This is a genomic window from Pseudomonas hunanensis, from assembly GCF_013393325.1.
Lineage (GTDB): Bacteria > Pseudomonadota > Gammaproteobacteria > Pseudomonadales > Pseudomonadaceae > Aquipseudomonas > Aquipseudomonas putida_P.
On record NZ_QJRC01000089.1, the window covers coordinates 38,792 to 65,387 of the forward strand.

At 63.5% G+C, this 26,596-nt stretch carries 22 protein-coding genes and 2 pseudogenes; 15 read left to right on the forward strand and 9 right to left on the reverse strand.

Annotated features, from left to right (window positions below):
- Nucleotides 1–269: 269 nt before the first annotated feature.
- Nucleotides 270–914 carry an MBL fold metallo-hydrolase gene (locus DM807_RS14380; protein WP_060515248.1) on the forward strand — a complete coding sequence of 215 codons (645 nt, stop codon included), beginning with the start codon at nt 270–272 and terminating at the stop codon, nt 912–914.
- Between the two features lie 109 nt (nt 915–1,023).
- Entirely contained in the window at nt 1,024–1,746 is a 723-nt protein-coding gene (locus tag DM807_RS14385; RefSeq protein ID WP_012270522.1) for a YiaD family glycine zipper/OmpA-like lipoprotein, read from the forward strand.
- Between the two features lie 37 nt (nt 1,747–1,783).
- On the opposite strand, the gene pta is transcribed toward DM807_RS14385, so the two are convergent.
- Nucleotides 1,784–3,871, reverse strand: a complete 2,088-nt coding sequence (pta, locus tag DM807_RS14390; protein ID WP_012270523.1) for a phosphate acetyltransferase — start codon at nt 3,869–3,871, stop codon at nt 1,784–1,786.
- Nucleotides 3,872–3,902: 31 nt separating this feature from the next.
- Nucleotides 3,903–4,205 (reverse strand): DUF3565 domain-containing protein, encoded by a 303-nt coding sequence (locus DM807_RS14395; protein WP_041166374.1) that lies wholly within the window; start codon nt 4,203–4,205, stop codon nt 3,903–3,905.
- On the opposite strand from DM807_RS14395, the gene DM807_RS14400 reads away from it, so the two are divergent.
- Both DM807_RS14400 and DM807_RS14405 read left to right on the forward strand, forming a co-directional pair.
- Nucleotides 4,204–4,689 carry an FKBP-type peptidyl-prolyl cis-trans isomerase gene (locus tag DM807_RS14400; RefSeq protein WP_012270525.1) on the forward strand — a complete coding sequence of 162 codons (486 nt, stop codon included), beginning with the start codon at nt 4,204–4,206 and terminating at the stop codon, nt 4,687–4,689. The two genes, DM807_RS14395 and DM807_RS14400, sit on opposite strands and share 2 nt — an antisense overlap.
- Nucleotides 4,690–4,834: 145 nt before the next feature.
- Nucleotides 4,835–5,317, forward strand: a complete 483-nt coding sequence (locus DM807_RS14405) for a glutathione peroxidase (RefSeq protein WP_012270526.1) — start codon at nt 4,835–4,837, stop codon at nt 5,315–5,317.
- 127 nt (nt 5,318–5,444) lie between these two features.
- On the opposite strand, the gene DM807_RS14410 is transcribed toward DM807_RS14405, so the two are convergent.
- On the reverse strand, nt 5,445–6,635 hold the full coding sequence (locus DM807_RS14410; protein ID WP_060515250.1) for a glycosyltransferase family 4 protein: 1,191 nt from the start codon (nt 6,633–6,635) through the stop codon (nt 5,445–5,447).
- 307 nt (nt 6,636–6,942) lie between these two features.
- Here DM807_RS14410 and DM807_RS28125 point away from each other — a divergent pair.
- Together DM807_RS28125 and DM807_RS28130 are read left to right on the forward strand one after the other, a co-directional pair.
- Nucleotides 6,943–7,542, forward strand: a pseudogene (locus tag DM807_RS28125) (PAS domain-containing protein); the annotation flags it as partial.
- 174 nt (nt 7,543–7,716) lie between these two features.
- Nucleotides 7,717–8,130: pseudogene (locus tag DM807_RS28130) on the forward strand (methyl-accepting chemotaxis protein); the annotation flags it as partial.
- A 36-nt stretch (nt 8,131–8,166) separates the two neighbouring features.
- On the opposite strand, the gene cysZ reads toward DM807_RS28130, so the two are convergent.
- Complete coding sequence (gene cysZ / locus DM807_RS14420) at nt 8,167–8,895, reverse strand: sulfate transporter CysZ (protein WP_012270529.1); 729 nt, start codon at nt 8,893–8,895, stop codon at nt 8,167–8,169.
- Between the two features lie 322 nt (nt 8,896–9,217).
- Between cysZ and trxB the strand changes: the two genes are divergently transcribed.
- A complete protein-coding gene (trxB, locus tag DM807_RS14425) occupies nt 9,218–10,180 on the forward strand; it encodes a thioredoxin-disulfide reductase (RefSeq protein WP_003247318.1) in 963 nt (320 codons plus the stop codon).
- A 58-nt stretch (nt 10,181–10,238) separates the two neighbouring features.
- On the opposite strand, the gene nadC is transcribed toward trxB, so the two are convergent.
- Entirely contained in the window at nt 10,239–11,087 is an 849-nt protein-coding gene (nadC, locus tag DM807_RS14430; protein ID WP_012270530.1) for a carboxylating nicotinate-nucleotide diphosphorylase, read from the reverse strand.
- 242 nt (nt 11,088–11,329) lie between these two features.
- On the opposite strand from nadC, the gene DM807_RS14435 reads away from it, so the two are divergent.
- From DM807_RS14435 to ampE, 3 genes are all read left to right on the forward strand, one after another.
- On the forward strand, nt 11,330–13,489 hold the full coding sequence (locus DM807_RS14435; RefSeq protein WP_179027478.1) for a DUF1631 domain-containing protein: 2,160 nt from the start codon (nt 11,330–11,332) through the stop codon (nt 13,487–13,489).
- An 87-nt stretch (nt 13,490–13,576) separates the two neighbouring features.
- Nucleotides 13,577–14,149, forward strand: coding sequence for a 1,6-anhydro-N-acetylmuramyl-L-alanine amidase AmpD (gene ampD, locus DM807_RS14440; RefSeq protein ID WP_179027479.1), 573 nt, complete (start codon nt 13,577–13,579; stop codon nt 14,147–14,149).
- Entirely contained in the window at nt 14,146–14,976 is an 831-nt protein-coding gene (ampE, locus tag DM807_RS14445) for a regulatory signaling modulator protein AmpE (RefSeq protein WP_179027480.1), read from the forward strand. Before ampD ends, ampE begins: the two co-directional genes overlap by 4 nt.
- A gap of 39 nt (nt 14,977–15,015) precedes the next feature.
- On the opposite strand, the gene DM807_RS14450 is transcribed toward ampE, so the two are convergent.
- Entirely contained in the window at nt 15,016–15,792 is a 777-nt protein-coding gene (locus DM807_RS14450) for a TatD family hydrolase (RefSeq protein WP_060493631.1), read from the reverse strand.
- Nucleotides 15,793–15,794: 2 nt separating this feature from the next.
- Complete coding sequence (cra, locus tag DM807_RS14455) at nt 15,795–16,790, reverse strand: catabolite repressor/activator (protein WP_012270535.1); 996 nt, start codon at nt 16,788–16,790, stop codon at nt 15,795–15,797.
- A 284-nt stretch (nt 16,791–17,074) separates the two neighbouring features.
- Here cra and ptsP point away from each other — a divergent pair, with 284 nt between their 5' ends.
- From ptsP to DM807_RS14470, 3 genes are read left to right on the forward strand one after another with little or no spacing between them, the layout of a single operon-like run.
- Nucleotides 17,075–19,927 (forward strand): phosphoenolpyruvate--protein phosphotransferase, encoded by a 2,853-nt coding sequence (gene ptsP, locus DM807_RS14460; RefSeq protein WP_179027481.1) that lies wholly within the window; start codon nt 17,075–17,077, stop codon nt 19,925–19,927.
- A complete protein-coding gene (gene pfkB / locus DM807_RS14465; RefSeq protein ID WP_012270537.1) occupies nt 19,928–20,875 on the forward strand; it encodes a 1-phosphofructokinase in 948 nt (315 codons plus the stop codon).
- Nucleotides 20,872–22,614 (forward strand): PTS fructose-like transporter subunit IIB, encoded by a 1,743-nt coding sequence (locus DM807_RS14470; RefSeq protein ID WP_060515254.1) that lies wholly within the window; start codon nt 20,872–20,874, stop codon nt 22,612–22,614. Before pfkB ends, DM807_RS14470 begins: the two co-directional genes overlap by 4 nt.
- A 146-nt stretch (nt 22,615–22,760) precedes the next feature.
- Here DM807_RS14470 and DM807_RS14475 read toward each other — a convergent pair whose 3' ends face one another.
- Entirely contained in the window at nt 22,761–22,982 is a 222-nt protein-coding gene (locus tag DM807_RS14475; RefSeq protein ID WP_060493627.1) for a DUF3820 family protein, read from the reverse strand.
- 202 nt (nt 22,983–23,184) lie between these two features.
- Here DM807_RS14475 and DM807_RS14480 point away from each other — a divergent pair, with 202 nt between their 5' ends.
- Nucleotides 23,185–23,661, forward strand: coding sequence for a ferritin-like domain-containing protein (locus tag DM807_RS14480; protein ID WP_012270540.1), 477 nt, complete (start codon nt 23,185–23,187; stop codon nt 23,659–23,661).
- Here the strand turns inward: DM807_RS14480 and DM807_RS14485 are convergent.
- Entirely contained in the window at nt 23,658–25,148 is a 1,491-nt protein-coding gene (locus DM807_RS14485) for a sensor domain-containing diguanylate cyclase (RefSeq protein WP_012270541.1), read from the reverse strand. The two genes, DM807_RS14480 and DM807_RS14485, sit on opposite strands and share 4 nt — an antisense overlap.
- Nucleotides 25,149–25,558: 410 nt before the next feature.
- Between DM807_RS14485 and DM807_RS14490 the strand changes: the two genes are divergently transcribed.
- Nucleotides 25,559–26,494, forward strand: a complete 936-nt coding sequence (locus DM807_RS14490) for an IS110 family transposase (RefSeq protein WP_179026968.1) — start codon at nt 25,559–25,561, stop codon at nt 26,492–26,494.
- The last annotated feature ends 102 nt before the right edge of the window (nt 26,495–26,596 follow it).

Consider the following 26,596-nt stretch of genomic DNA (forward strand, 5'->3'; position numbering starts at 1 on the left):
CGCCCTTCAGATCGAGCGCCGCCCGCGCGGCGCATCGCGAGCTGGTGCTCGCTCCTACGTTTGTTTCGGGCCAGTTATGCCTGTTACAGACGCGCGCGACCGCTTTTTTTCGTACGGCACAATATCAAGACATGCACCAGAGGGTTCGCGCGCAAATCTCGCTGGTACAATTGGCCCGAAACAAACGTAGGAGCGAGCGCCAGCTCGCGATGCGCCGCGCGGGCGGCGCTCGATCTCACAGGCGCTGCAGCGTCCAAGACAGGCCCTTCATGAAGACTGCCCCGACCACCCTCATCCGCGAAACCTTTCCCGTAGGCCCCTTGCAGTGCAACTGCACGCTGATTGGCGACCCATTGACCAAGAAAGCCATCGTCGTCGACCCGGGCGGTGACCCGGACAAGATCCTCGCGCGCCTGCAAGCCCACGGCCTCACGCTGGTAAGCATCATCCACACCCATGCGCACTTCGATCACTTCCTGGCCTCGGGCAAGCTCAAGGAGCTGACGGGCGCCACGTTGCACCTGCACAAGGACGACCAGGCCCTGTGGGACAACCTGGAGATGCAATGCCAGATGTTCGGCGTGCCTTACACGCCGGTACCGGCGCCAGACCGCTGGCTGGGCGATGATGAAGAACTGGCTTGCGGCTGCGGCGTGGCCCTTCACACGCCAGGGCATACGCCAGGCTCAATGAGCTTCTGGTTCGCCGACGCCAAACTGCTGATTGCCGGGGACACCCTGTTCCGCCGTGGCATTGGCCGCACCGATTTGTGGGGTGGTGACCAGCGGGCTATCGTTCGCTCCATCAAGGAGCGGCTGTACCGGCTGGACGAGGAGGCCATCGTGGTGACCGGCCACGGGCCTGACACTCGTCTGGGCGACGAGATGCGCGAAAACCCCTTCGTGCGTGCCTGATGGCACATGAAGGCACTTTCATGGAATTTTTCGTTGCCGATGCAATCCAAGGCTGGCATAGATCCCTTTGAGATCTGCCGCATTTACGAATTTTAGTAGGAGCTTGTCCATGTTCACCATGCGTCGTCTGATTATCGTCGCAACTGCCGCTGCCCTGATGACTGGCTGTGCCAGCCAGAATCCTTACGACAACCAGGGTCAGGCGCAGGGCTCCACTGGGATGAGCAAGACCGCCAAGTACGGCGGCCTGGGCGCGCTGGCCGGCGCCATCGCCGGTGCCGCCATCGACCACAACAACCGTGGCAAGGGTGCGCTGATCGGTGCTGCCGCAGTGGGTGCCGCCGCCGCCGGTTATGGCTATTACGCCGACAAGCAAGAAGCCGAACTGCGCGCGCAAATGGCCAACACTGGCGTGGAAGTGCAGCGCCAGGGTGACCAGATCAAACTGATCATGCCGGGCAACATCACCTTCGCTACCGACTCGGCCAACATCGCGCCAAGCTTCTACTCGCCGCTGAACAACCTGGCGGGCTCGTTCAAGCAGTTCAACCAGAACACCATCGAAGTGGTCGGCTTTACCGACAGCACCGGCAGCCGCCAGCACAACATGGACCTGTCCCAGCGCCGCGCGCAGGCAGTCAGCACCTACCTGACCTCGCAGGGTGTGGATGCCTCGCGCATCTCGGTACGTGGCATGGGCCCGGACCAGCCGATCGCCAGCAACGCCGACGCCAATGGCCGTGCGCAGAACCGCCGCGTGGAAGTGAACCTGAAGCCGATTCCGGGGCAGCAGTATGACCAGCAGCAAGGTCAGGTTCAGCAGTATCCCTGATTGATTCCTGGGGCCGCTTTGCGGCCCCAGTGATTTGCTAGCGCACCACGCTGGCCTGAATCGCCGTCAGGGCAATGGTATGCACGATATCGTCAACCTGTGCCCCGCGTGGCAAATCGTTCACTGGCTTGCGCAAACCCTGCAACATCGGCCCCAGGCTGACCCCGTCGGTGCTACGCTGCACCGCCTTGTGCGTGGTATTGCCGGTATTCAGGTCGGGGAACACGAACACCGTGGCACGCCCGGCCACAGGGCTGCCTGGTGCCAGCTCCCGAGCAATGGCCGGGTTGGCTGCCGCGTCATACTGCAAAGGCCCATCGATCAGCAACGCCTCTGCTGCACCTTGCGCCAGGCGAGTCGCTTCGCGCACTTTCTCGACTTCTTCATCGCTGGCCGAATCGCTTGAATAACTGATCATCGCCACCCGCGGCGCGATGCCGAAGGCCTGCGCCGATTCGGCGCTCTGGCGGGCGATCTCTGCCAGTTCGGCAGCACTGGGGTGGGGGTTCATCACGCAGTCGCCGTACACCAGTACCTGCTCGGGGAACAGCATGAAGAACACCGACGACACCAGGCTTGAGCCTGGCGCGGTCTTGATCAACTGCAGCGCCGGGCGGATGGTATTGGCGGTGGAGTGAACCAGGCCCGAGACCAGGCCGTCCACTTCGTCCAGGGCCAGCATCATGGTGCCGATCACGACCGGGTCTTCCAGTTGCTGCTCGGCCATCGGTGCGTTGAGGTTCTTGCTCTTGCGCAGCGCCACCATGGGCTCCACGTAGCGCCCGCGAATCAGCTCGGGGTCGAGGACTTCCAGGCCGGGCGGCAGGGCAATGCCTTGAGCGCGGGCCACGGCCTCGACATCTTCGGGCTTGGCCAGCAGTACGCAGCGGGCAATGCCACGGGCCTGGCAGATGGCTGCGGCCTGCACCAACAGCGGCTCGGCACCTTCTGGCAAAACGATGCGCTTGTTGGCCTGCTGCGCGCGCTGGATCAACTGGTAGCGGAACACTGCCGGCGACAGGCGCATTTCACGCGGGGTGCCGCAGCGTTGGTGCAGCCAGGCTGCGTCGAGGTGGCTGGCGACGAAGTCGGTGATGAACTCGGCGCGCTCGCGGTCGTCCACGGGAATCTCGCGGTTCAGCGAGTTGAGCTGGTTGGCCGTGTCGTACGAGCCGGTGCTGACCGACAGGATCGGCAGGCCGGCCTGCAGTGCGCCGCGGCACAGGCCAAGGATGCGCGCGTCGGGCTTGCTGTCGCTGGTCAGCAGCAGGCCGGCCAGTGGCACGCCATTGATTGCTGCCAGGCTGACGGCGAGGATGATGTCGTCGCGGTCGCCCGGCGTGACCACCAGGGTACCCGAGGTCAGCAGCGGCACGGTGTTGGCGACCGTGCGTGCGCAGATGATGATCTTGCTCATGCGCCGCTGCTCGTAGTCGCCGGCATTGAGCACCTGGGCGCCGAGCAGCTCGGCCACGTCGCGGGTACGCGGGGCGTTCAGCTCGGGTTGGTAGGGAATGCAGCCAAGCAGGCGGAAGTCATTGCCGCGCAGCAACGGCGAGTGTTCACGCAGGCGGGTGGCGAAGTCGGCCATGCTCTCGTCGGTGCGAACCTTGTTGAGGATCACCCCGAGCACTTTCGGGTCGCGCGGCCCGCCGAACAGCTGGGCCTGTAGTTCGACCCGGCCGGACAGTTCGCTGAGCACTTCGTTTTCCGGTGCCGATACCAGGATCACCTCGGCATCCAGGCTTTTCGCCAGGTGAAGGTTGACCCGCGCGGCGTAGCTGGCGTGGCGCGTGGGCACCATACCCTCGACCACTACCACGTCATTGCCGATACAGGCTTGCTGGTAGAGACGGATGATTTCCTCCAGCAACTCGTCCAACTGGCCATCGCCGAGCATGCGCTCGACCTGGGCCAGGCTCAGTGGTACCGGAGGGTTGATACCGTGGGTGCGAGCCACCAGTTCGGTAGAGCGCTCGGGGCCGGTGTCACCCGGGTGGGGTTGGGCGATCGGCTTGAAGAAACCGACCTTCAGGCCGGCGCGCTCCAGGGTACGCACCAGGCCCAGGCTGATGGATGTCAGGCCGACACCGAAGTCGGTCGGCGCAATGAAAAATGTCTGCATGCGTGCTTCTCGAAATAAGCGGTGCAAGAAATTAACGGCCAAGGGTAGCGCTATCGGCCCCTTGTGCGCACCAGCCGCACGCGAAAGGCTGGCCAATGTGCTGCGCGCGCTGGGCCGGGTCGAGCACCCAGGGGCGTGCCTGCCACGGCGGTTGGTGGCGCAGGTGCTGGGTGTGGCCGCAAGACAGTTCGGCCACCCAATGGCCTTCTTCGTCCTGATGGAAGCCTGTGATCCGACTGATGGGCCGTTGCTCGTCCGCGGTGCGTTCGCAATCGGACGATGGCTTGGTTACACTTGTCCGCTCTACATTCTTTTGCAAAAGGTCTTGCCCCATGCTGATCGCCGCCAACAAGGCTGTCTCCATCGACTATACCCTGACCAACGACGCCGGGGAGACCATCGACAGCTCCGCCGGTGGCGCGCCGCTGGTCTACCTGCACGGTGCCGGCAACATCATCCCAGGCTTGGAAAAAGCCCTGGAAGGTAAACAGGCCGGTGACGAGCTGAACGTTACCATCGAGCCGGAAGACGCCTACGGCGAATACCTGGCCGAGCTGGTCAGCACCCTGAACCGCAGCCTGTTCGAAGGCGTCGACGAGCTGGAAGTGGGCATGCAGTTCCACGCTTCGGCACCGGACGGCCAGATGCAGATCGTCACCATCCGCGACCTCGACGGCGACGACGTCACCGTTGACGGCAACCACCCACTGGCCGGCCAGCGCCTGACCTTCAAGGTCAAGGTTGTCGACGTGCGTGACGCCAGCGAAGAAGAAATCGCTCACCGCCACATCCACGGTGAAGGTGGCCATCACCACTGATTTTCTGCGCTAAGCTCAGAAAGTCGCCAGGCGCTCGGGCAAGCCGATTTGCCTTCCTACGGGAGGTGGACGGTTTGGACGAGCGCCTTTTTAGTGGGCGCAATTCGCCCCCGCGGCAACCGGGAACCTGAGAGGGGATTTCATCATGAGTGCATTTCACGACCTGAAACTGGACGCGCTGAACGGCGGAGAGCTGCCGCTCGCACCGTTCAAGGGGCAAGTGGTGCTGGTGGTCAACGTTGCCTCCAAATGTGGTCTCACGCCGCAATACAAGGCCCTGGAAAACCTCTACCAGGTTTACAAGGACAAGGGCTTCAACGTGCTTGGCCTGCCGTGCAACCAGTTTGCCGGCCAGGAGCCGGGTAGCGAAAAGGAAATCCAGGACTTCTGCAGCCTCAACTATGGGGTGAGCTTCCCGCTGGGGGGCAAGTTGGAGGTCAACGGCCCGCAGCGCCATTCGCTGTACCGTCTGCTGGCGGGTGAGGGGGCCGAGTTCCCCGGTGACATCACCTGGAACTTCGAGAAGTTTCTGGTGGGCAAGGATGGGCGAGTACTGGCGCGTTTTTCACCGCGCACGGCGCCGGATGACCCGGCGGTAGTCCAGGCCATAGAAAAAGCACTTGCCTGAAGTTTTACGCACTTCCTGTAGGCGCGGCCTTGTGCCGCGAAAGGGCCGCAACGCGGCCTCTCGATGGTTGCGGTAGTGCTGAAATCCGGGGGCCGCTGTACGGCCCATTCGCGGGGCAAGGCCGCTCCTACACTGATCGCGTGGGGCCCAAGCTTGAAGCAGGTGCGGCAGCAGATGGGTTCTGGGCTGAATGCAGATACCCCTCGAACTGCTCGACAATCGCGGGCCAGCCCTGACGGCTGGCATGCTGCCGCGCATTCAGGCGCACCCGGCGCAAGGTTTCCTCTTCTTCCAGCAGCCAGCAGGCGGCATCGATGAATGCGGCCTCATCCCCTGGCATGGCCAGCCCGCCACTGTGTCCATGGCGAATATGCTGCGCAGCTGCCGCCTCGTCATAAGCCACCACCGCCAACCCCGAAGCCATGGCCTCGAGCACCACGTTGCCAAAGGTCTCGGTCAAGCTGGGGAAAAGGAACAGGTCGCCGCTGGCATAGTGCTCGGCCAGCAGCTCGCCGCGCTGGGCGCCACAGAACACTGCATCTGGCACCTGCTGTTGGAGGCTGGCACGCTGCGGGCCGTCACCGACCATGATCAGACGCAAGCGCTTCTGTGGATAAGTTTTCTGCAATGCCTCGAGACAAGGCCGCAGCAAGCCAAGGTTCTTTTCCACCGCCAGCCGTCCGACATGCAATACGGCGATATCATCCGGGCCGAGCCCCCAGCTTTCACGCAACGCCTGGTTGCGCCGGGTCGGGTTGAACAGGCCGGCATCGACACCTCGTGCCAACAGTTCCAGGCGCTCGAACCCACGGCGTTCAAGCTCCAGGCGCTGGCTGACACTGGGTACCAAGGTGATCGCCGTGCGCCGATGGAACCAGCGCAGATAGTGGGTGAGCAGGCGCGCCAGCAGGCCCAGACCGTACTGGCCGGAGTACTGCGGGAAGTTGGTGTGGAAGCCGCTGACGACCGCGATACCCAGGCGCCTGGCTGCGCGTAGGGCGCTGAGACCTAGCGGCCCTTCGGTGGCGATGTACAGCACATCCGGGCGCTGCCGGCGCCAGCGACGCAACAGCTTGTGCATCGATACCTCGCCCCACTGCAAACCCGGATAGCCCGGCAGGGCCCAACCACGGCACAGCATCAGGTGCGGGTCGTTTTGCACGGGGGCTTCGCCGGCCTGGCGCGGCCGTACCACCTCGACTTCATGGCCGCGTTGGCGCAAGCCTTCACTGAGGCGGCCAAGGGTGTTGGCCACGCCGTTGATCTCGGGTGGGAAGGTTTCGCTGACCAGGGTAATGCGTAGGGCGGGTGTATTCATGACAAAAAGTTTCCGCCTGCAGGATTGCGCCAATGTGACTGCCATGTGACGTACAGATGACGCCTGACCGCTGACGCTTTCGCCTTTATGAATATTTCCTCGCACGGCACTCAAGAAGGTGTCATCGGCAGCCGATGAAGATGCATTCGACTACGTGATGCGCTCCAGGAGAGCGGTGATGTTCAACAACAAGCTCAAGCAAGAAATCCGGCAGTTGCGCGAAGACCTGATGTCCATGGAACAGGTCAAGAGTAGCCTCGACAGCGAGATGCTGGTACTGCAGCTCGACCCTCAAGGACGGATCGAGATGGTCAACGGCAACTTCGAGAGCGAGATGCTCTACCGTGCCGAACAATTGCTTGGGCGCAATATCGAGGACATCGTCCCGGCTCATGTGAAGACCCTCGACTTTTACCAGCGCATGAAAAGCGCGATCAGCCGGGGCGAGCACCTGAACGGCGCGTTCCGTCTGTTGCGCGGCAATGGGCAGGAGGCCTGGCTGCGTTCGATCCTGCAGCCGGTCAAGAACAGCGAGGGGCGCATCAAGTACTTCACCCTGCATTCCAGCGACCTTACCCGTACTATCGAGACCTCGCGCGAGCACGAAAGCCTGATCAAGGCGCTGATGCGCTCCACCGCAGTGATCGAGTTCGAGCTCGACGGCACCATCCTCACCGCCAACGACCGTTTCCTCGCCACCGTCGGTTATCGTCTGGAGCAGATTCGCGGTAAGCACCACCGCATATTCTGCGAGCCGGAGGAGGCCAACTCGGCCGGCTACCAGGCCTTCTGGGACAAGCTGCGCCGTGGTGAATACGTTGCCGAGCGCTTCAAACGCATTGATGCCCATGGCCGGGTGATTTGGCTGGAGGCTTCGTATAACCCGATTTTCGATGCCCACGACGTGCTGTACAAGGTGGTCAAGTTCGCCACGGTGATTACCGATCAGGTCAACCAGGAGCAGGCAGTGGCCGAGGCGGCAGATGTCGCCTACAGCACCTCCCTGGGTACCGATGTCAGTGCCCGCAAGGCCACCGAGGTAGTCACCCAGACCGTCAGCGTGATGCGTGGCCTGGAGGCCTCGATGCAAGAGGCGGCCGAGGGCATCCAGGCACTTGATACTCAGTCGCGGGTGATCGGTTCGATCATCAAGACCATCAGCGACATTGCTGGGCAAACCAACCTGCTGGCGCTTAACGCAGCCATCGAAGCGGCCCGTGCGGGCGAGCAAGGGCGGGGGTTTGCCGTGGTTGCCGACGAAGTGCGCCAACTGGCCTCGCGCACCAGCACCGCCACCGAGGAAATCGCTCGGGTGGTGCAGCAGAACGAGCAACTGGCGCAGGCGGCAGTGTCGATCATCGACACCAGCAAGCGCCAGGCCGAACAGGGGCTGGCGCTGGCGGACGAGACGGGCAGCGTGATTGTCGAGATTCAGGATGGGGCGAAGCGAGTGGTGGATGTGGTGGGGCAGTTCTCCAGCCGATTGGGGCAGTGACGCCCCAGCCCGGCAGGGGTATGGCGGGCGCGGGGATCAGTTGCGCTCGCGCACCCAGAACAACGTAGCCCCCGCCACCGCCGCCGGCATCATCAGCACGTTCACCCCCGGAATCATCAGCGCCAGGTAGGTGATGCCGCCAAAACCCAGGCTTTGCCAGCGCTTCTGGCGCAGCCAGGCGAGCATGTCCTGCCAGCTCATCTTGTTGTTGTCCGCCGGGTAGTCGATGTACTGGATGGCCATCATCCACACACCGAAGATGAGCCACAGCGGCGCCGCCACCACGTTGACCACCGGGATCAGCGACAGGATGAACAGGCCGATGGCCCGCGGCAGGAAGTACCCCAGCTTGCGCATTTCGCGGCTGAAGGTGCGCGGTACCATGGCCAGCAGTTCGCCCCAGCTGAACGCCGGGAAGGTGTCTTCGCCACGGACCACCACCTCGACCTTTTCCGCCAGGAAGCCATTGAATGGGGCGGCGATGATGTTTGCCACCAGGGTGAAGGTGAAAAACACCATCAGCAGCAGCAAGGCAACGAACAACGGCCAAAGGATGTAGCTGAGGAAGCTCAACCAGTCAGGCAGCGTTGGCATCAAGGCATCGAGCCACAGCCCGAACTGGTGGCCGGCGAAGTAGATCAGGCCACCGAACAGCAGCAGGTTGACCGTTAGCGGCAGCAGCACGAACAACCGCAGGTTGGGGCTCAGCACCAGTTTCAGGCCTTCACGCAGGTACTGGGGGCCAGAGAGGACAGGGGCTTGCATCTAGTTACTCCGCACAGAAGGAAAACGCGCTGACCTTACCGAGTTTGCCGCGCCGACGAAAGGCGGGTAGCGGGCGGGAAACGGGCTGTAACAAAAGCGTCAGGGGCATGGCTATCGATGAAATCGCAGCATAGACGATGCCTATGAGGTGGATTGTCGAAGGATATTTCCTTAATCTTTGCGACCTCGCTACAGTGCGCTCAACTTTCCGCTTTCTGGGCCTGCGCGTTGTAGCCTTCCCCAAGTGCTGCGTGGGTCCTTTTTAATTTTCCAGCTGGCGCAGCCGGTACACCGATACCGGCCCGCTCGACAGGAGTTCGACATGTCTGAAGTACGTCATTCGCGCGTCATCATTCTCGGTTCCGGCCCTGCCGGTTATAGCGCTGCGGTGTATGCCGCCCGTGCCAACCTCAAGCCGCTGCTGATCACCGGCATGCAGGCCGGTGGCCAGCTGACCACCACCACCGAAGTCGACAACTGGCCGGGCGACCCCCACGGCCTGACCGGCCCGGCGCTGATGCAGCGTATGCAAGAGCATGCCGAGCGTTTCGAAACCGAAATCGTCTTCGACCACATCAATGCTGTCGACCTGGCCAACAAGCCGTTCACCCTGCAGGGTGACAGTGGCAAGTACACCTGCGACGCGCTGATCATCGCCACTGGCGCCAGTGCTCGCTACCTGGGCCTGCCGTCGGAAGAAACCTTCATGGGCAAAGGCGTTTCGGCCTGTGCTACTTGCGACGGTTTCTTCTACCGCAACAAGCCGGTCGCCGTGGTCGGCGGTGGCAACACTGCCGTGGAAGAGGCGCTGTACCTGGCCAACATCGCCAGCAAGGTGACCTTGGTACACCGTCGCGAAACCTTCCGCGCCGAGAAGATTCTGGTCGACAAGCTGAACGCGCGCGTGGCCGAAGGCAAGATCGAGCTCAAGCTCAACGCCACCCTGGACGAAGTGCTGGGTGACAACATGGGCGTGACCGGTGCGCGCCTGAAGAACAACGATGGCAGCAGTGACGAGATCAAGGTCGACGGCGTATTCATCGCCATTGGCCACACCCCGAACACTTCGCTGTTCGAAGGCCAGCTGACCTTGAAGGACGGCTACCTGGTAGTCAATGGCGGCCGTGAAGGCAATGCCACCGCCACCAACGTCGAGGGCGTGTTCGCCGCCGGTGACGTGGCTGACCACGTTTACCGTCAGGCCATTACCTCGGCCGGCGCTGGCTGCATGGCGGCATTGGATGTGGAGCGTTACCTGGACGGGTTGGCCAACGCTTCGTTCTGATCCAGCAAGGCAACAAAAAACCGGCTCAGTGGCCGGTTTTTTGTTGCCTGCGTTCAGCTCACAGGCTCAATCGCATCGACAGGTCTACCGCCTTTACATCCTTGGTCATGGCGCCAATCGAGATGTAGTCCACCCCAGTCTCGGCAATCACCCGCAAGGTCGTTTCGTTTACCCCGCCACTGGCCTCCAGCTTGGCCTTGCCAGCGTTGATACGCACCGCTTCGCGCATTTCGTCCAGGTTGAGCTCGTCGAGCATGATGATGTCTGCACCAGCGGCCAGCGCCTCACGCAGTTCTTCCAGGCTCTCCACCTCGATTTCCACCGGTTTGCCCGGTGCGATGCGGTGCGCCGCCGCCACGGCTTGGGCTACGCCGCCGCTGGCAGCAATATGGTTTTCCTTGATCAGGAAGGCGTCGTACAGGCCGATGCGATGGTTGTCGCAGCCGCCACAGGTCACCGCGTACTTCTGCGCCAAGCGCAGCCCAGGCAGGGTTTTGCGGGTGTCCAGCAGGCGTACCTGGGTGTCTGCCACCAGGTCGGCGAGGAAGCGTGCACGGGTGGCGACCCCCGACAGCATCTGCAAGAAATTCAGCGCGCTGCGCTCACCGCTGAGCAGCGAGCGGGCCGGGCCTTCCAGATGGAACAGCGGCTGATTGGCAGTAGCCCGTTCACCGTCGGCCACCTGCCAGTGCACTGCAACACGCGGGTCGAGCTGGCGGAAGACGGCATCGACCCAGGCGGTGCCGGCGATTACGCAATCCTCGCGGGTGATGATGGTGGCCTTGGCCAGGCGCTCGGCCGGGATCAACTGCGCGGTGATATCGCCACTGCCGATGTCCTCCAACAATGCGCGGCGCACGTTGGCTTCAATTTCAGCGGTCAGGTCGGCAAGGCGTAGGTTCGGCATGTTCGGCTCCACAAGCTAGATGCCGGCGATTATAGGGCAGGGGGCTTGCGTGTACAGCCGCCTTGATGATGACCATTGGTCGGGCGTGGTGAGCAGACCGTGCAAAACAGGGTCACTGAACAGCCTGTAAAACGGCGCTGGCAGCTGTACGAAATTTTATCGATAATAGCGACCAGTATTTGGCGTCATAGCTTTGACGATGATGGGCCCGTCCGGGCAAGACACCCTGCAAGGAGTCCAGGATGCAAAAAGAAGGCAAGGTGGTGCCCTTGGCGGCAGCCATCGACCGAGGCGGGCGTGCGCCTCTGCCTTGCCTTCCGGTCTTGCTACTGCAAGTGCGCGACAAGGCTGCTCTGCAGTTGCGTCAGGGTTTGCAGGACTTGTTCGACAACGCCGACGACACCCTTTTCGAAATGGCCGACAAGGCCTTGGACTGCTGTGACCAGAGCCTGTACTTCGAGGCCATGCGCGACTTGCGCCTGAAGCGCAAAAGCATCGAACGTGGTTTTCTCGATACGTTCTACGACACCTTTGCGCGCATTGGCCAAATCGACCTGCTGGCTCAGCAGGTCGAGCCGGGCAACCTTTGCAGCAAGGCCCAACTGGAGCGGGCTGCCGCCATTGATGGCATGGTGGCGCGGGTGTTGTCACGCGATGGCATTGCCTTGCAGCAGTTGGGCTTGCGTTTGCAGGCGCTGCTCGACCGGCCGCTGTACGAGCCGCACAACCCGTTGGGGCCTGCCGCATTATGCAGTTACTTCCTCGATGCCGGGCGTAACCTTGGGGTTGGTTTGCGGGTCAAGCTGGTGCTGCTCAAGCTGTTCGAGCGCTATGTGCTGCGCGATGCCGATGTGATCTATGGCGAAGCCAACCAACTGCTGGCCGCCGCCGGTGTGCTGCCCGAACTGCAGCCGGCACCGCGGCGGCGGGCTGAAGACCAGCGCATGCGTGCACGGAGGGGGCACGCGAACCTTGGTCAGACGGTGGGCGCGGATGCGGCAGGGCAGGCTTTCTTTTCCTCGGTGCAGGCGCTGCTGGCCCCGGTGCGCGGGCAGTTCGCCCCGCGCTTGCAGGCAGTGTCTGCCGCCCAGCCGATCAGCTGCGCCGACCTGCTCCGGCTGCTATCGCATTTGCAGCACTACGTGCCCGCCACCCACGAGGCCGATGATTTCGAGCTCGGCCAGCAGCTTGAGCAACTGTTGTTGCGGGTCAGCGTGCGCAGTGGCACGCGCCGGCGCCTTGCCGTGGCCGACGAAGACATGATCAACCTGGTTGGCATGCTGTTCGCCTTCATCCACAACGACGACAACCTGCCGGCCAGCCTGCGGGCGCTGATTGCCCGCTTGCACATTCCGCTACTCAAGGTGGCCTTGTTGGACAAGGGGCTGTTCAGCCGCGCGAGCCATCCGGCGCGCCGGCTGCTCAACGAGGTCGCCGGTGCGGCGATTGGCTGGGAATACGGCAGGGAAGGGCAGCGTGACAGCTTGCACTTGCGGGTAGAGCGAATCGTCCAGCGCCTGCTCAATGATTTTGCCGAAGATGTCGGCTTGTTCACCGAGCTGCTCGACGACTTCCTCGCTTTCAACCAGGACGAGCGGCGGCGCAACGAGTTGCTGGAACAACGCACCCGTGATGCCGAAGAAGGCCGAGCCCGGACGCTGCAGGCCAGGCAACAGGTGCAAGATGTGCTCAACCAGCGCCTGCGCGGCCGAGTATTGCCGCAGGTGGTGGTACACATGTTGGTACAGGCCTGGAGCCAGGTGTTGCTGCTGGCTTGGCTGAAACAGGGCGAGAATTCCCAGGAATGGCGCGACGCGTTGCAGACGATGGACACGCTGCTGGCCAGCATCACTGCGCCCCATGAGCCACAAGCCTTGTTGCAGCAGGTGCCGGGCCTGCTCAAGGCGCTGCGTGAGGGCTTGGCCAGCGTGGCCCTGGACGCGCTGGCCACCCGCGAGTTCTTCCTGCAATTGGAGCAGTTGCACCTGCGCGCCTGCGCAGGTGCCCAGGTGCTGCCGAGTGGCGATGGGCAACCACTGGCTGATGTACGGGTGGCCGAAGACATTGTGCTGGCAATGGCCGAAGAGCCCGCCTGTGTGCCGCTGCAGATCGCCGACGGGCAAGCTGCAGCGTTACACCAGGCTCAGCGCCTGCGCATCGGCACCTGGGTCGAGGCGCTCGATGAAGACGAACCGCTGCGCTGCAAGCTGGTGGCACGTATAAACAGCAGTGACCGGCTGGTGTTCGCCAACCGCACCGGCATGAAAGTGCGCGAATGGAGCAGCACCAGCCTGGCCCAGGCACTGCAGCGGGGCGAAGTGCGCGTGCTGGATGACGGGCTGCTGTTCGAGCGTGCACTGGAGGCCGTGCTCGACGGCTTGCGGCAAGGGCTGGTGCAGTAGCGGCAGCATTACAATCATTCACATGCACACGGTGTTGGCCACAGGGCATACTGTTGTCTTGTTCATGGCGTTTTCAGGATCTGCCCCATGCAATTGGACCGTGCCACTGGCTGGTTCCACGGAATCGGAATCACCCACTGCCCCTCGCCGAACTTCAATGCGCGCCCAGAGGGCGAATCGATTTCCCTGCTGGTGATCCACAACATCAGCTTGCCCCCGGCCTGTTTCGGCACCGGCAAGGTGCAGCAGTTCTTCCAGAACTGTCTGGACCCCGATGAACATCCCTACTTTGCCAGCATCAACCATCTGACAGTGTCGGCGCACCTGTTCGTCGAGCGTGACGGTGCGGTGACCCAGTTCGTATCGTTATGTGACCGCGCCTGGCATGCGGGGGTGTCGAGCTTCGACGGGCGCGAGGGCTGCAATGATTTTTCCATCGGCATCGAACTGGAGGGCACCGACGACCAGCCCTATACCGATGCCCAGTACGCTGTGCTGGAGCAACTTACCCGGCACATCCGCGATGCCTGGCCGGCCATCGACCTGAGCCGCATCCAGGGCCATAGCGACATTGCCCCGCAGCGCAAGACCGACCCCGGCCCGGCCTTCGATTGGCCGCGCTACCGTCAGGCGCTGCAGCACAATGAGGATGAGGCATGAGTTTTCTGGTTTTGTTGCTGGCGCTGTGGGTCGAGAAGTTCTCGGCTTTGCGCCATCAGGTGCAGCGCGATGGGTTCTTCCTTGGCGAACTTGTACGCCTTGAGCGCAGCGGTAAGGTGCACCCGTGGTGGACGCTGGCCATTCTGGTCTTGGCGCCGGTCGCGCTGCTGGTATTGCTGCTGCATGTGCTGGAGCCAGTGGCCTATGGCTTGCTGGCCTTGCCGGTGCACCTGCTGGTGCTGATCTACAGCCTGGGCCGTGGCGATGCCAAGGCCTCGATGGGCCCGTTCCGCGATGCCTGGCGGCGGGGCGACGACCAGGCGGCGCTGCATGTGGCCGAGCGTGACCTGGGCCTGGTGGCCGATGAGCCGCACAGCCTGCTGGTACGGGTACAGGGCAACCTGCTGTGGCAGGTGTACCAGGGCTTTTTCGCGGTGATCTTCTGGTATTTCGTGTTGGGCCCCGGTGCGGCGTTGGCTTATCGACTGCTGGCACTGTGTGGCGAACACAGCAAGCAGCCGACGCTCAAGGCGCGTGCCGAGCAGCTGCGGCACATCATGGACTGGCTGCCAGTACGGGTGCTGGCGCTGAGCTTTGCCCTGGTGGGCAACTTCCTCGCCGTGACACGGGTAATGCTGCACGAGCTGCTCAACTGGCACATCAGCGCCGCGCACCTGGTGGCCCGGGTCGGGCGTATTGCCGATGACATTCCAGAGGAAGAAGACAGCCAGCGTGGGCTGGGGCGGCTGGACAGCCTGTGGGAGCTGCTGCTGCGCTGTGCGGTGTTGTGGTATGCCGGGTTCGCGCTGTGGACCGTGCTGGTTTGATTCATGGCCGCCGCCACAAAAACCACGCTCACCTGGATTTCACCAGCCAAACAACTCGCAGGCATTGCGGCTACTGGCCTGCGCCAGCTCTTCTACATCCAAGCCCATCACCTGGGCCAGCGCCCCGGCAATGTCCGGCAAGTGTTCCGGGCTGTTGCGCATCCCTGGGTGCATCACCGGCGCCATATCCGGCGCATCGGTCTCCAGCACCACGCTCTCCAGCGGCAGCCGCGCCAGCGTCTTGCGCAGCCGCAGCGCCTGCGGCCAGGTGCCGGCGCCGCCAAGCCCGAGACGGAAGCCCAGCTTGATGTACTCACGGGCCTCTTCGTAACTGCCGGCAAACGCATGGATCACCCCCGCCCGCACCGGTTTGTAACGCTTGAGCGTGGCAATAACCTGGGCATGGCTGCGGCGCACATGCAACAGCGCGGGCAGGTCGAAGTCGCAGGCCATTTGCAGTTGCGCTTCGAACAGGCCCTGTTGGCGCGTTTTGTCCAGGTCCTCAAGGTAATAGTCCAGGCCAAACTCGCCCACGGCGCATAGCCGCGGGTCGCCGCGCAGGCGCTCCAGCCATTGGCGTAATTGCGTCAGGTGCTCTGGGCGATGCTCGTCGAGGTACACCGGGTGCAGGCCGAGTGCCGCAAACAGGCGTTCATTGGCGCAGGCCAGGTCCCACACCCGTTGGAAATTTGCCTGATAAACCCCCAGCACCACCATCCGTTCCACCCCGCGTGCCGCCGCGTTGGCCAGCAGGCGCGAGCGGTCGGCGTCGAAGTCGGGGAAGTCCAAGTGAGTGTGGGTGTCGATCAGGCGCATTTTCAGGCCGCTGTGATGCGTTGCTTGAAGGTGCGGCCAACGGCATGCACGCCGGGTTCGTAGCGTTTTTCCTCAATTGCGGCCAGGGCCAGTTCCAGCGCGGTGGCGGCAATCAGGCCATGCTGCTGGGCCATGGCATTGACCGGTAGCGGCAGGAAGTCGAGCAGTTGGTTGTCGCCAAAGGTGCCCAGTTGCAGCTGACGCGAATCGGCAGGGCGTGCCTGCAGGGTGTCGAACACCCCTTGCAGCAGCACATAGGAGGTGGTCACCAGGGCATCCGGCAAGCCACCCAGGTCTTCGATCAGCTGCTGCATCAGGCGTTGGCCGCACTCGCGGCTGAACGCTTCGCCCTGGTAGCGGCGCACTTCGCCGGCATAACCTTGCAGGGCTTCGTCGAAACCGCCTGCGCGCGCCTGGCTGACCGACAGCTCGGGGCGTGCGCCGATCAAGGCAATGCTGCGTGGGGCCGAATTGAGCAGGCTGGCGGCCAGTTGGCGGCTGGCATCGCGGTCATCGCTGATCACCGAGCAGAAGTGCGCAGGGTCCAGGCGGCGGTCGATGGCGATCACCGGCAGGCCTTTGTCCTGCAAGTCACGGTAGCTGTCATCTTCTGGCGGCAGGCAGCTGGCAACGAACAATGCATCGCATCGGCGCGCACGGAACAGCTGCTGCAGTTGGCGCTCGCTGTCGGGCTGGTCGTCGCTGCTGGCGATCAGCAACTGGTAGCCGCGGGCGCGGGCGCCTTGCTCCAGTTGCTTGGCAATGCGGGCGTAGCTGGGGTTCTCCAGATCCGGGAGAATGAAGCCCAGGGTGCGGGTATGCCGGCTGCGCAGCCCAGCAGCCTGCGGGTTGGGGGTGAAGCCGTGGGCTTCGACCACCGCGCGTACCCGCTCGACAGTACTGTTGCTGATGCGCTGCTGTTCAGCCTTGCCGTTGATGACGTAGCTGGCAGTGGTCACGGACACACCGGCCAGACGGGCGATATCGCTGAGTTTCACCGAATTTTCCTTGTTATTACCGGGGCTGGCTGTAAGGCCGGACCGGGTAGTTTGACCCGGCACGGGCATCACGCGCAGACGACCATTGTCGCAATTGTCCGACAGGATGGGGCTTTTTACCGGGCAGATTATCGAGTAACGTGGCCGCCTGGTCAGGTTAAACGTTTCAGCTGCCGAATTTTCTGCCTCGGCTGCCATCCGTGCAAGGCTGCGGAACTGGCCCTTTATGTGAATTTCACAACAATACTCCAGTACCCGAACGGGAACTGCAAAAGGAGAAGGTCATGCTCGAGCTCGCCAAGGAGCAGATAGCCATGGGCCAGACGGCCGCCGACAAGGCCGAGGCATTGAGCCTGCTGGCGGACCGGCTGGTCGGGGACGGCCTGGTCGCCGAGGGTTACCTGCAAGGGCTGCAAGCCCGCGAGGTGCAGGGCTCGACGTTCCTTGGCCAGGGCATCGCCATCCCCCATGGCACGCCGCAAACCCGTGATCTGGTGTATACCACCGGCGTGCGTCTGCTGCAGTTCCCCGAGGGTGTGGACTGGGGTGACGGGCAAATGGTCTACCTGGCCATCGGTATCGCCGCTCGCTCCGACGAACACCTGCGCCTGCTGCAGCTGCTCACCCGCGCCCTGGGCGAGACCGACCTGGCCGAAGCGCTGCGCCGGGCCAGTTCCGCCGAAGCGCTGCTCAAGCTGCTGCAGGGCGCACCACAGGCACTGGCGCTGGATGCGCAGCTGGTTGGCCTGAACCTGCCGGCTGAAGACTTCGACGAACTGGCCTGGCGCGGTGCCCGCCTGTTGCAACGTGCCGATTGTGTCGACAGCGGCTTTGCCGCCGTATTGCAGCAAGCCGAGCCGCTGCCGCTGGGTGAGGGCCTTTGGTGGCTGCACAGCGAGCGTCAGGTACGTCAGCCGGGCCTGGCGTTCATCACCCCCCAGCAGCCGTTGCGCTATCGCGACCAACCGCTCAACGGTTTGTTCTGCCTGGCGAGCCTAGGCGCCGCTCACCAAGCCTTGCTCGAGCGCCTGTGCGAAGTGCTGATCGAAGGCCGTGGGCAGATGCTCTACCAGGCCACCAGCAGCCGCGCGGTACTGGAAGTGCTGGGCGGCGAAGCGCCGGCGGATTGGCCCAGCGCGCGTATTGTGCTGGCCAACCCTCATGGCCTGCATGCCCGCCCGGCCAAGGTGCTGGCACAGCTGGCCAAAGGCTTTGAAGGGGAAATCCGTGTGCGCCTGGTCGACAGCGCGCAGCCAGCGGTGTCGCTGAAGAGCTTGAGCAAGCTGCTGAGCCTGGGCGCCCGCCGTGGTCAGGTGCTGGAACTGGTCGCCGAGCCTGGCATCGCCGCCGATGCCTTGCCGGTGCTGCTGGCCGCTATCGAACAAGGCCTTGGCGAAGAGGTTGAACCGCTGCCGCAGAGCGTCACGCCCATGGCCGATCACTCACCCGAAGTGCTGCAGGCCCCAGCCGCCGGCAGCCGTATCCAGGGTGTGGGCGCAGCGCCCGGCATTGCCAGTGGCCCGGCGCATGTCTGTGTCGAGCGTGAGTTTGACTATCCGTTGCGTGGCGAATCCTGCGCCCAGGAGCGGCAGAAGCTGCGCGCAGCCATCGCCAGTGTGAACGGCGAACTGCAGGCGTTGGTGCTGCGCAGCGACAAGGCCATTGGCGAAATTTTCGTCACCCATCAGGAAATGCTTGCCGACCCGGCCCTGACCGACGATATCGAACAGCGCCTGGCCCAGGGCGAAAGCGCTGCGGCCGCCTGGATGGCCGTGATCGAAGCCGCAGCCCGTCAGCAGGAGTCGTTGCACGATGCCCTGCTCGCTGAGCGCGCCGCCGACCTGCGCGACATTGGCCGCCGCGTGCTGGCGCAGCTGTGTGGTGTGCAGGCGCAGGTTGAACCCGAGCAACCCTATGTGTTGGTGATGACTGAAGTCGGCCCGTCCGATGTCGCCCGCCTGGACCCGAACCGGGTTGCCGGCATCGTCACCGCCCAAGGCGGTGCCACGGCCCACAGTGCCATCGTCGCCCGTGCATTGGGCATTCCGGCGGTGGTCGGCGCAGGTGCGTCGATTCTGCTGCTGGAGAGTGGCACGCCGCTGCTGCTCGATGGCCAGCGTGGAGTGGTCAGCGTGGCGCCGCCAGTGGATGAGTTGCAACAGGCGCTGGCCGAGCGCGACCTGCGTGAGCAGCGCCTGCAGGCTGCCTGGGCCAACCGCTTCGAGCCAGCCGTCACCCGTGATGGTCATGCCGTCGAGGTGTTCGCCAACATTGGCGACAGCAACGGCATCGCCAAGGTGGTGGAGCAGGGCGCCGAAGGCGTTGGCCTGCTGCGCACCGAACTGATTTTCATGGCCCACCCTCAAGCGCCGGACGTGGCCACCCAGGAGGCCGAGTACCGCCGTGTGCTTGATGGCCTGGGCGGGCGGCCACTGGTGGTGCGCACCCTCGATGTCGGTGGCGACAAGCCGCTGCCTTACTGGCCCATCGCCGCCGAGGAAAACCCGTTCCTTGGTGTACGTGGCGTACGCCTGACGCTGCAGCGCCCGCAAATCATGGAAGACCAGTTGCGCGCCTTGCTACGGGCCGCCGACCAGCGACCGCTGCGCATCATGTTCCCGATGGTTGGCCAGGTGCACGAATGGCGCGAGGCTCGGGCCATGGTCGAGCGCCTGCGTGCAGAAATCCCGGTCGCCGACCTGCAACTGGGCATCATGGTCGAGGTGCCTTCGGCGGCCCTGCTGGCAGCGCAATTGGCGCGCGAAGTGGACTTCTTCAGCATCGGCACCAATGACCTGACCCAGTACACCTTGGCCATCGACCGTGGCCACCCCAGCCTCTCGGCCCAGGCCGACGGCCTGCACCCGGCAGTATTGACCCTGATCGACATGACGGTGCGTGCCGCCCATGCCCAAGGCAAGTGGGTGGGCGTGTGTGGCGAGCTGGCGGCCGACCCGCAGGCGGTCGCCGTGCTGCTGGGCCTGGACGTGGACGAGCTCAGTGTATCCGCGCGCAGCATCGCCGAAGTCAAGGCACTGGTTCGCCAGGCCGATCACCAGACGGCCCGCGCCCTGGCGCGCGAAGCCTTGCAACAGGACAGCGCTGCGGCAGTTCGCGCGCTGGTGGAGCGTTACTGAATGGCCAAGATCCTCACCCTTACCCTGAACCCGGCGCTGGATATCACCGTCGGCCTGGACACCCTGCGCCCTGGGCAGGTCAACCGTAGTCAAGCGCAGCAAAGTCACGCAGCGGGCAAGGGGCTGAACGTTGCCCAGGTACTGGCCGACCTGGGGCACAGCGTGACCGTCGGCGGTTTCCTCGGGCAGGACAACCTGCAGCCCTTCGAGGCGTTGATCGCCTGGCGCGGCTTTGCCGACTGTTTTGTCCGCGTGCCGGGCGAAACCCGTAGCAACATCAAGCTGGTCGAGGCCGATGGCCGCGTCACCGATATCAACGGCCAGGGCCCGGAGGTCGATGAGGCGGCACGCAGCGCCTTGCTGCGCAGGCTGCAGCAGGTCGCCCCAGGTCATGATGCGGTGGTGGTGGCCGGCAGCCTGCCGCGTGGGATCAGTGCCGACTGGTTCCGTCAGTTGCTCGAACAGCTGAAGGCGCAAGGCCTCAAGGTGGCCCTGGATAGCAGCGGTGAAGCCCTGCGTGCTGGCCTGCAGGCTGCGCCCTGGCTGGTGAAACCCAATACCGAGGAGCTGGGCGAGGTGCTTGGTCTGGCTGTGGATAATCCGGCGCAGCAGCGCGCTGCCGCCGAGCGCCTGCTGGCCGCTGGCGTTGAGCACGTGGTGGTCTCTGCAGGGGAGCAGGGCGTCAGCTGGTTCCGCCGCGATCTGGCCGTGCATGCCTGCCCGCCCAAGGTGCGGGTCGCCAGCACGGTGGGGGCGGGGGATTCGCTGGTGGCCGGCATGGTTCATGGCCTGCTGCAGGGCGAGGCCCCCGCGCAGACCTTGATTCGTGCCACTGCAATTGCCGCCCAGGCCGTCACCCAGGTTGGCTTCGGCATCCGTGACCGCGAGCAACTGGAACGTCTGGAAGCCGCCGTGCAACTGACAGAACAACAAGAGGGTTGCCGATGAACATTGCCATTGTTACCGCCTGCCCCAACGGCCAGGTATCGAGTGTGCTGAGCGCGCGTCTGCTGGCTGCCGCTGCCCAGCGACGTGGTTGGAGCACCAGCGTCGAAGTGCTGGATGCCGAGCACCCTGAGCGGCAACTGAGCGCGGCACAGATTGCCGAGGCCGACTGGGTGCTGGTGGTCAGCACCGGCCCGGTGGACCTGGCCCGCTTCGTCGGCAAGCGCCTATACAAGAGTACGCCGTCCCAGGCCTTGGCTGATCGCGAGGGCTTCCTCGACGAAGCGGCCGCCAACGCCCAACTGCTGAGCGCATTGCCAGACACCCCGGCCGCAGCTGGCAGCGGCGCTGCTCGTATCGTTGCCGTCACTGCCTGCCCGACCGGCGTTGCGCACACCTTCATGGCTGCAGAAGCTTTGCAGCAAGCCGCACAGCAACTGGGATACCAGCTCACCGTCGAGACCCAGGGCTCGGTCGGTGCGCGCAACCCGTTGTCCGCCGAAGCCATCGCTGCAGCAGACGTGGTGTTGCTGGCCGCCGACATCGAAGTACCCACCGCGCGTTTCGCCGGCAAGCGTATTTACCGCTGCGGCACCGGCATCGCCCTCAAGCAGGCCCGCGCCACGCTGGACAAAGCCTTGGCCGAAGCCAAGGTGGAAAACAGTGCAGAGGCTGCGGCGGCCAGCACGGCAGCCAAAGGCGAGAAGAGTGGGGTATACAAGCACCTGCTCACTGGCGTGTCGTTCATGCTGCCGATGGTGGTGGCCGGTGGCCTGCTGATTGCCCTGTCGTTCGTGTTCGGCATCGAGGCCTACAAACAGCCGGGCACCTTGCCGGCGGCGTTGATGCAGATTGGCGGCGAGGCTGCGTTCAAGCTGATGGTGCCTTTGCTGGCCGGTTACATCGCCTGGTCCATTGCCGACCGACCGGGGTTGGCCCCAGGCATGATCGGCGGTTTGCTGGCCAGCACCCTGGGGGCTGGTTTCATTGGTGGCATCGTCGCGGGTTTTCTTGCCGGTTACAGCGCCAAGGCAATTGCCCGTTGGGCGCGCTTGCCGAGCAGCCTGGAAGCGCTCAAGCCGATCTTGATCATTCCGCTGCTGGCCAGCCTGTTCACCGGCCTGGTGATGATCTACGTGGTTGGCCAGCCGGTAGCGGCGATGCTCGAAGGCCTTACGCACTTCCTCGACAGCATGGGCACCACCAATGCCATTCTGCTGGGGCTGTTGCTGGGCGGCATGATGTGCGTCGACCTTGGCGGGCCGATCAACAAGGCCGCCTATGCCTTCTCGGTGGGGCTGTTGGCTTCGTCGAGCTACGCGCCGATGGCGGCGACCATGGCCGCTGGCATGGTGCCGCCGATCGGCCTGGGTATTGCCACCTTCCTGGCCCGGCGCAAGTTCGCCCAGAGCGAGCGTGAGGCGGGCAAGGCGGCACTGGCGCTGGGCTTGTGCTTTATCTCCGAGGGGGCTATCCCGTTTGCCGCCAAGGACCCGCTGCGGGTGATCCCGGCCAGTATCGTCGGCGGTGCGCTGACCGGTGCATTGTCGATGTACTTTGGCTGCAAGCTGATGGCACCGCATGGCGGCTTGTTCGTGCTGTTGATCCCCAATGCGATCAACCATGCGCTGCTGTACTTGCTGGCGATCGTGGCGGGCAGCCTGTTGACGGCGGTGGTGTATGCGGTGATCAAGAAGAGCGAGCAGGTGGAGCTGGCGGTGGCGCCGGTTAAAAGTGCCTGAGCTGACCCCGTCCTGTGGGAGCGGCCTTGTGTCGCGGAAGGGCTGTATGGCAGCCCCAGATTTCAGCTTCGCCGCATAGATTGTTGGGGCCGCTTTGCGGCCCTTTCGCGACACAAGGCCGCTCTCACTAAGCCCGATTTGACCTGTCAGCGCCCATGTTTCTTGCGTAACGGCACCAACAGATCACCCAGCCCGTTGTGGTCGATCTCATGCATCAACGCCAGTAACCCACCCAGTTCTCCCGCCGGGAAACCCTTGCGCGCGAACCACGCCAGGTAGTCCCCCGGCAGGTCGGCAATGATTCGCCCTTGGTACTTGCCGAACGGCATGCTGCGGGTCACCAGCAGTTCGAGGGTTTCCGGCTTCATCTACGGCGCACCTGGTTGTTCAAAAGCGCCGACCATACTGCAATCTGCACGAAGGCCCAAGCGGCAATCATGCAGAACGCCGTTGCCAGTCCGCGTCATTTGTTTCGTAACTATATGAATAATAAGCGGTTTTATTTATCTGGCAGCATGGCACGAACGCTGCACCTGTGTAGATGACTATCACCTGCCAAGGAGTTCGACCATGAGCAACCCCAACAAAGACGTGATTGACGTGCTCAACGACCTGATCGAGTACAGCAAGGATGGCGAGAAGGGCTTCAAGGCCTCGGCCGATGATGTGAAGAACGCCGAGCTGAAAGCGTTCTTCGTCCAGCGTGCCAGCGAGTGCGCCAACGCGGCCGGTGAACTGCAGAGCGAAGTGCGCCGCCTGGGCGGCGACCCGGAAACCTCCACCAGCATCAGCGGCGACCTGCACCGCGGCTGGGTCAACCTCAAGTCGATGGTTACTGGCAAGGACGAAGAAGCGGTGCTGAACGAAGTGGAGCGCGGTGAAGACCACGCCCTCAAAGCCTACAAGGAAGCCCGCGAAAAACTGGTGAAGCTGGGCCGCACTGCCAGCGACACGACCTACAGCCTGGTGGAAAAACAGCTGCAAGGCGTGCAGCGCAACCATGACCAGGTCAAAGCCCTGCGCGACTCCGCCCGCGCCCGTTCCTAATCGGCCGGGCTCTCTACCCGGTTGCGGCCTTTGGCTTTGGCCCGGTAGAGCGCTTCATCCGCGGCACCCAGCACCCTGCTCAGGTCATGCTGGGTGCCGGACAGGCCGATGCCAATGCTCACCGTAACCGCGTGGGCATCATCGGCAAACGGCGCCAGCGCCTCGACGCTCGCACGGATGCGTTCAGCCAGCAGCTGCGCACCGGCCAGGTCGGTTTCTGGCAGCACTACCTGAAACTCCTCCCCTCCATAGCGCGCAGCCAGGTCCGCCGGGCGACGGATACAAGCCTCGATAGTCTTTGCCACTTCGCGCAGGGCGTGGTCGCCACCGGCGTGGCCATGGCGTTGGTTGAATGCCTTGAAATGGTCCACATCGACCATCAGCACCGCCAGTGGCTTGCGGTTACGTTGGGCGCGCGCCCATTCCTGGCGCAACACCAGATCCAGTCGGCGGCGGTTGGCCAGGCCCGTCAGGCTGTCAGTGGCCGCCAGCGTGGCCAAGCCTTCTTCGGCTTCGTGGCGGCGGCGCAATTCACGACCCAGCAGCAGCGTCAGCCAGAGAATGCCGACGCACAGCACCCCGGTGGCGACGCTGACCAGAATCGCGGTGCGGCGCCAGGATTCAAACACCTCGTCGGCCGAGTGCACCACCAACACGATCAGGGGCAATTGCGCGACACGGGCGAAGGTATACATGCGCGGTTTGCCGCTGCCGCCGGAGCGGGCGGTGAAGCTGCCGCTGCGTTCACTGAGGATGCGCTTGAAGTTGGGCCGTTCGGCGTAGTTGCTGCCGATCAGCGGGTCGTGCACGCGGGAGGGCTGGCGGGCGAGCAACTGCCCGTCGGTATTGAACAGGTTGATGCTGCTGTCATCCCCGATGTCCAGGCGCTGGAACAGTTCACTGAAGTACGACAGGCGCAGCGCACCCGCCGCCAACCCGGCGAACTCGCCATTGGGGCCGGAGATACGCCGGCTGAAACTGATGCACCAGTCCAGGTCGCCGAGCTTGGCCTTGAACGGCGGGCCTACCAGCAGGCCGAGGTTGGCATTGTGCTGGTGAGCCTTGAACACCCCGGTGTCGCCGAAGTTGGCCTTGCGCGGCACGCTGCTGGTGGAATCGCCGACGACGTTGCCTTGTTTGTCCAGCCACAGCACGTCACCGCGCTTGCGGTCGACGAACGCTTCATTGAACAGCAGGCGCTGGCGCAGTGGGCCAGGAGTTTGCGCCAGCTCCTTGCGCCCGACGGCCCAGATCAGGCCTTGCAGCGACTGGTCGTACAGTTCGGCGTTGCGCAGGATGTCGCTTTCGATCAGCTGGACGATGTTGTTCGACGCGCGCACCGCCGACAGCTCGACGCTGTCGCGCTCGCGGGCCAGCAGGTAGCTGACGATAGCCACGATGGCGAGCACGGCAAGGCAACTGCCCAGGTTGAGGATCAGTTCGGGGTGCGACCTGTAGACTGGGAAACGCGGGGATTGGGTGGGCATGCTCGCTACTGCGTGGGCAGGGCCATTCGCGGCGGCAATATTCTAGGGAAGCAGAGATTGTCGGACAAGATTTGTCCGACGGAATCACGCAGAGCTGTATTTCGGCTTCACGCCGAACCCTGTGGGAGCGGGTTTACCCGCGAAGAATCCACCGCGGTGCTTGGCACCGGCTTCGCCGGTGTTCGCGGGTGAACCCGCTTGTGTCTTGAGGAGGGAATAGAATCTAAGGTGAGAGCGGTGAATGGCAAGTTGATAGCCCGAGGTGCCTCGAGCACGTGTGGGAGCACAAGCTGCCATTCACCGTTCCACTTTGGCGAGAGCCCGAACAGTTGGATGAGGGCCAAATCTCGAACCACAAGCGTGGGCCAAGCCAAAGCGCTCTCACTCCTTGAGTCTAAGAGGGTTTGGCCATGTTTTCCTCTGTCGGCATCGATGTTTCCAGCACCACACTTGCCGTGCACATCCGCCCCGAAGGTTTGAACTTCAATGTTTCCAATGACCTGAACGGATTCAGTCAGCTTGTCGAAAAACTCGGCGAGTATCAGGTTTCAGCAATCATCCTTGAAGCGACCGGCGGTTACGAATGCAACGTCCTGCGGGCTCTACATGACGCTGGTCTTCCGGCGTACCGGATAAACCCCAGCCGCGTCCGGGCCTTTGCCAAATCCATGGGTAAACAAGCCAAGACCGACCCCATCGACGCTGCGGTGCTGGCTCACTTCGCCGAAGTGCTGCCGCCTCAACGGTATACGGTAATGACGCCTGAACGGGCCTTGCTGCGCGAGTTGCTGATGCAGCGGGATCGCTTCGTCCAGCAACGTGACGATGACAAACGTCGGCTGAAGCAGGCCCAGTCAACCAGCGTCTGCTTCCGTCTGGAGCGCCACATTGTTTACCTGAAAGGTGAAATCAAAGCGCTCGAACTCGAGATCGCTGAACAGGCCGTGAAGCTCAATGACGACCGTGTCCCACGCCTCTTGGAGGTCAAAGGCATTGGCTTGGTCACGGCAACCAAGCTGGTGGCTCTGCTGCCGGAGTTGGGCCAGGTGGACCGTAAGGAAATCGCGGCACTGGTGGGTGTTGCACCGTTCAACCAAGACAGCGGCAAACACGCGGGCAAGCGCGAGATCTGGGGTGGCCGGTCACGTGTCAGGCGAGCGCTGTACATGGCCTGCTGGATCGTCATCCGATACAACCAAGACTTCGGAGCCCGCTATGCGGCTTTGCGGGCCGAGGGGAAATGCGCGAAGGTGGCGATAGTGGCGTGCATGCGGGTCTTGATCATACGGCTGAATGCGATGCTAAAGGCCGGAACACCTTGGCAGGAGCAGGTGGCCCATCCGTAAGAGTCAGCCATGCTGGCGATGCCCGGCAGAGCCGGGCCAAGGGCGCTACGCGCCCCATCGCCAGCAAGGCCAGCTTCCACAAGAAGACAGTTGCTCCCACAG

Coding starts and splice junctions, on each gene's coding strand:
- DM807_RS14380 (WP_060515248.1), top strand. CDS start 270: ATGAAGACTGCCCCGACCACCCTCATCCGCGAAACCTTTCCCGTAGGC.
- DM807_RS14385 (WP_012270522.1), top strand. CDS start 1,024: ATGTTCACCATGCGTCGTCTGATTATCGTCGCAACTGCCGCTGCCCTG.
- pta (WP_012270523.1), bottom strand. CDS start 3,871: ATGCAGACATTTTTCATTGCGCCGACCGACTTCGGTGTCGGCCTGACA.
- DM807_RS14400 (WP_012270525.1), top strand. CDS start 4,204: ATGCTGATCGCCGCCAACAAGGCTGTCTCCATCGACTATACCCTGACC.
- DM807_RS14395 (WP_041166374.1), bottom strand. CDS start 4,205: ATGGGGCAAGACCTTTTGCAAAAGAATGTAGAGCGGACAAGTGTAACC.
- DM807_RS14405 (WP_012270526.1), top strand. CDS start 4,835: ATGAGTGCATTTCACGACCTGAAACTGGACGCGCTGAACGGCGGAGAG.
- DM807_RS14410 (WP_060515250.1), bottom strand. CDS start 6,635: ATGAATACACCCGCCCTACGCATTACCCTGGTCAGCGAAACCTTCCCA.
- cysZ (WP_012270529.1), bottom strand. CDS start 8,895: ATGCAAGCCCCTGTCCTCTCTGGCCCCCAGTACCTGCGTGAAGGCCTG.
- trxB (WP_003247318.1), top strand. CDS start 9,218: ATGTCTGAAGTACGTCATTCGCGCGTCATCATTCTCGGTTCCGGCCCT.
- nadC (WP_012270530.1), bottom strand. CDS start 11,087: ATGCCGAACCTACGCCTTGCCGACCTGACCGCTGAAATTGAAGCCAAC.
- DM807_RS14435 (WP_179027478.1), top strand. CDS start 11,330: ATGCAAAAAGAAGGCAAGGTGGTGCCCTTGGCGGCAGCCATCGACCGA.
- ampD (WP_179027479.1), top strand. CDS start 13,577: ATGCAATTGGACCGTGCCACTGGCTGGTTCCACGGAATCGGAATCACC.
- ampE (WP_179027480.1), top strand. CDS start 14,146: ATGAGTTTTCTGGTTTTGTTGCTGGCGCTGTGGGTCGAGAAGTTCTCG.
- DM807_RS14450 (WP_060493631.1), bottom strand. CDS start 15,792: ATGCGCCTGATCGACACCCACACTCACTTGGACTTCCCCGACTTCGAC.
- ptsP (WP_179027481.1), top strand. CDS start 17,075: ATGCTCGAGCTCGCCAAGGAGCAGATAGCCATGGGCCAGACGGCCGCC.
- pfkB (WP_012270537.1), top strand. CDS start 19,928: ATGGCCAAGATCCTCACCCTTACCCTGAACCCGGCGCTGGATATCACC.
- DM807_RS14470 (WP_060515254.1), top strand. CDS start 20,872: ATGAACATTGCCATTGTTACCGCCTGCCCCAACGGCCAGGTATCGAGT.
- DM807_RS14475 (WP_060493627.1), bottom strand. CDS start 22,982: ATGAAGCCGGAAACCCTCGAACTGCTGGTGACCCGCAGCATGCCGTTC.
- DM807_RS14480 (WP_012270540.1), top strand. CDS start 23,185: ATGAGCAACCCCAACAAAGACGTGATTGACGTGCTCAACGACCTGATC.
- DM807_RS14485 (WP_012270541.1), bottom strand. CDS start 25,148: ATGCCCACCCAATCCCCGCGTTTCCCAGTCTACAGGTCGCACCCCGAA.
- DM807_RS14490 (WP_179026968.1), top strand. CDS start 25,559: ATGTTTTCCTCTGTCGGCATCGATGTTTCCAGCACCACACTTGCCGTG.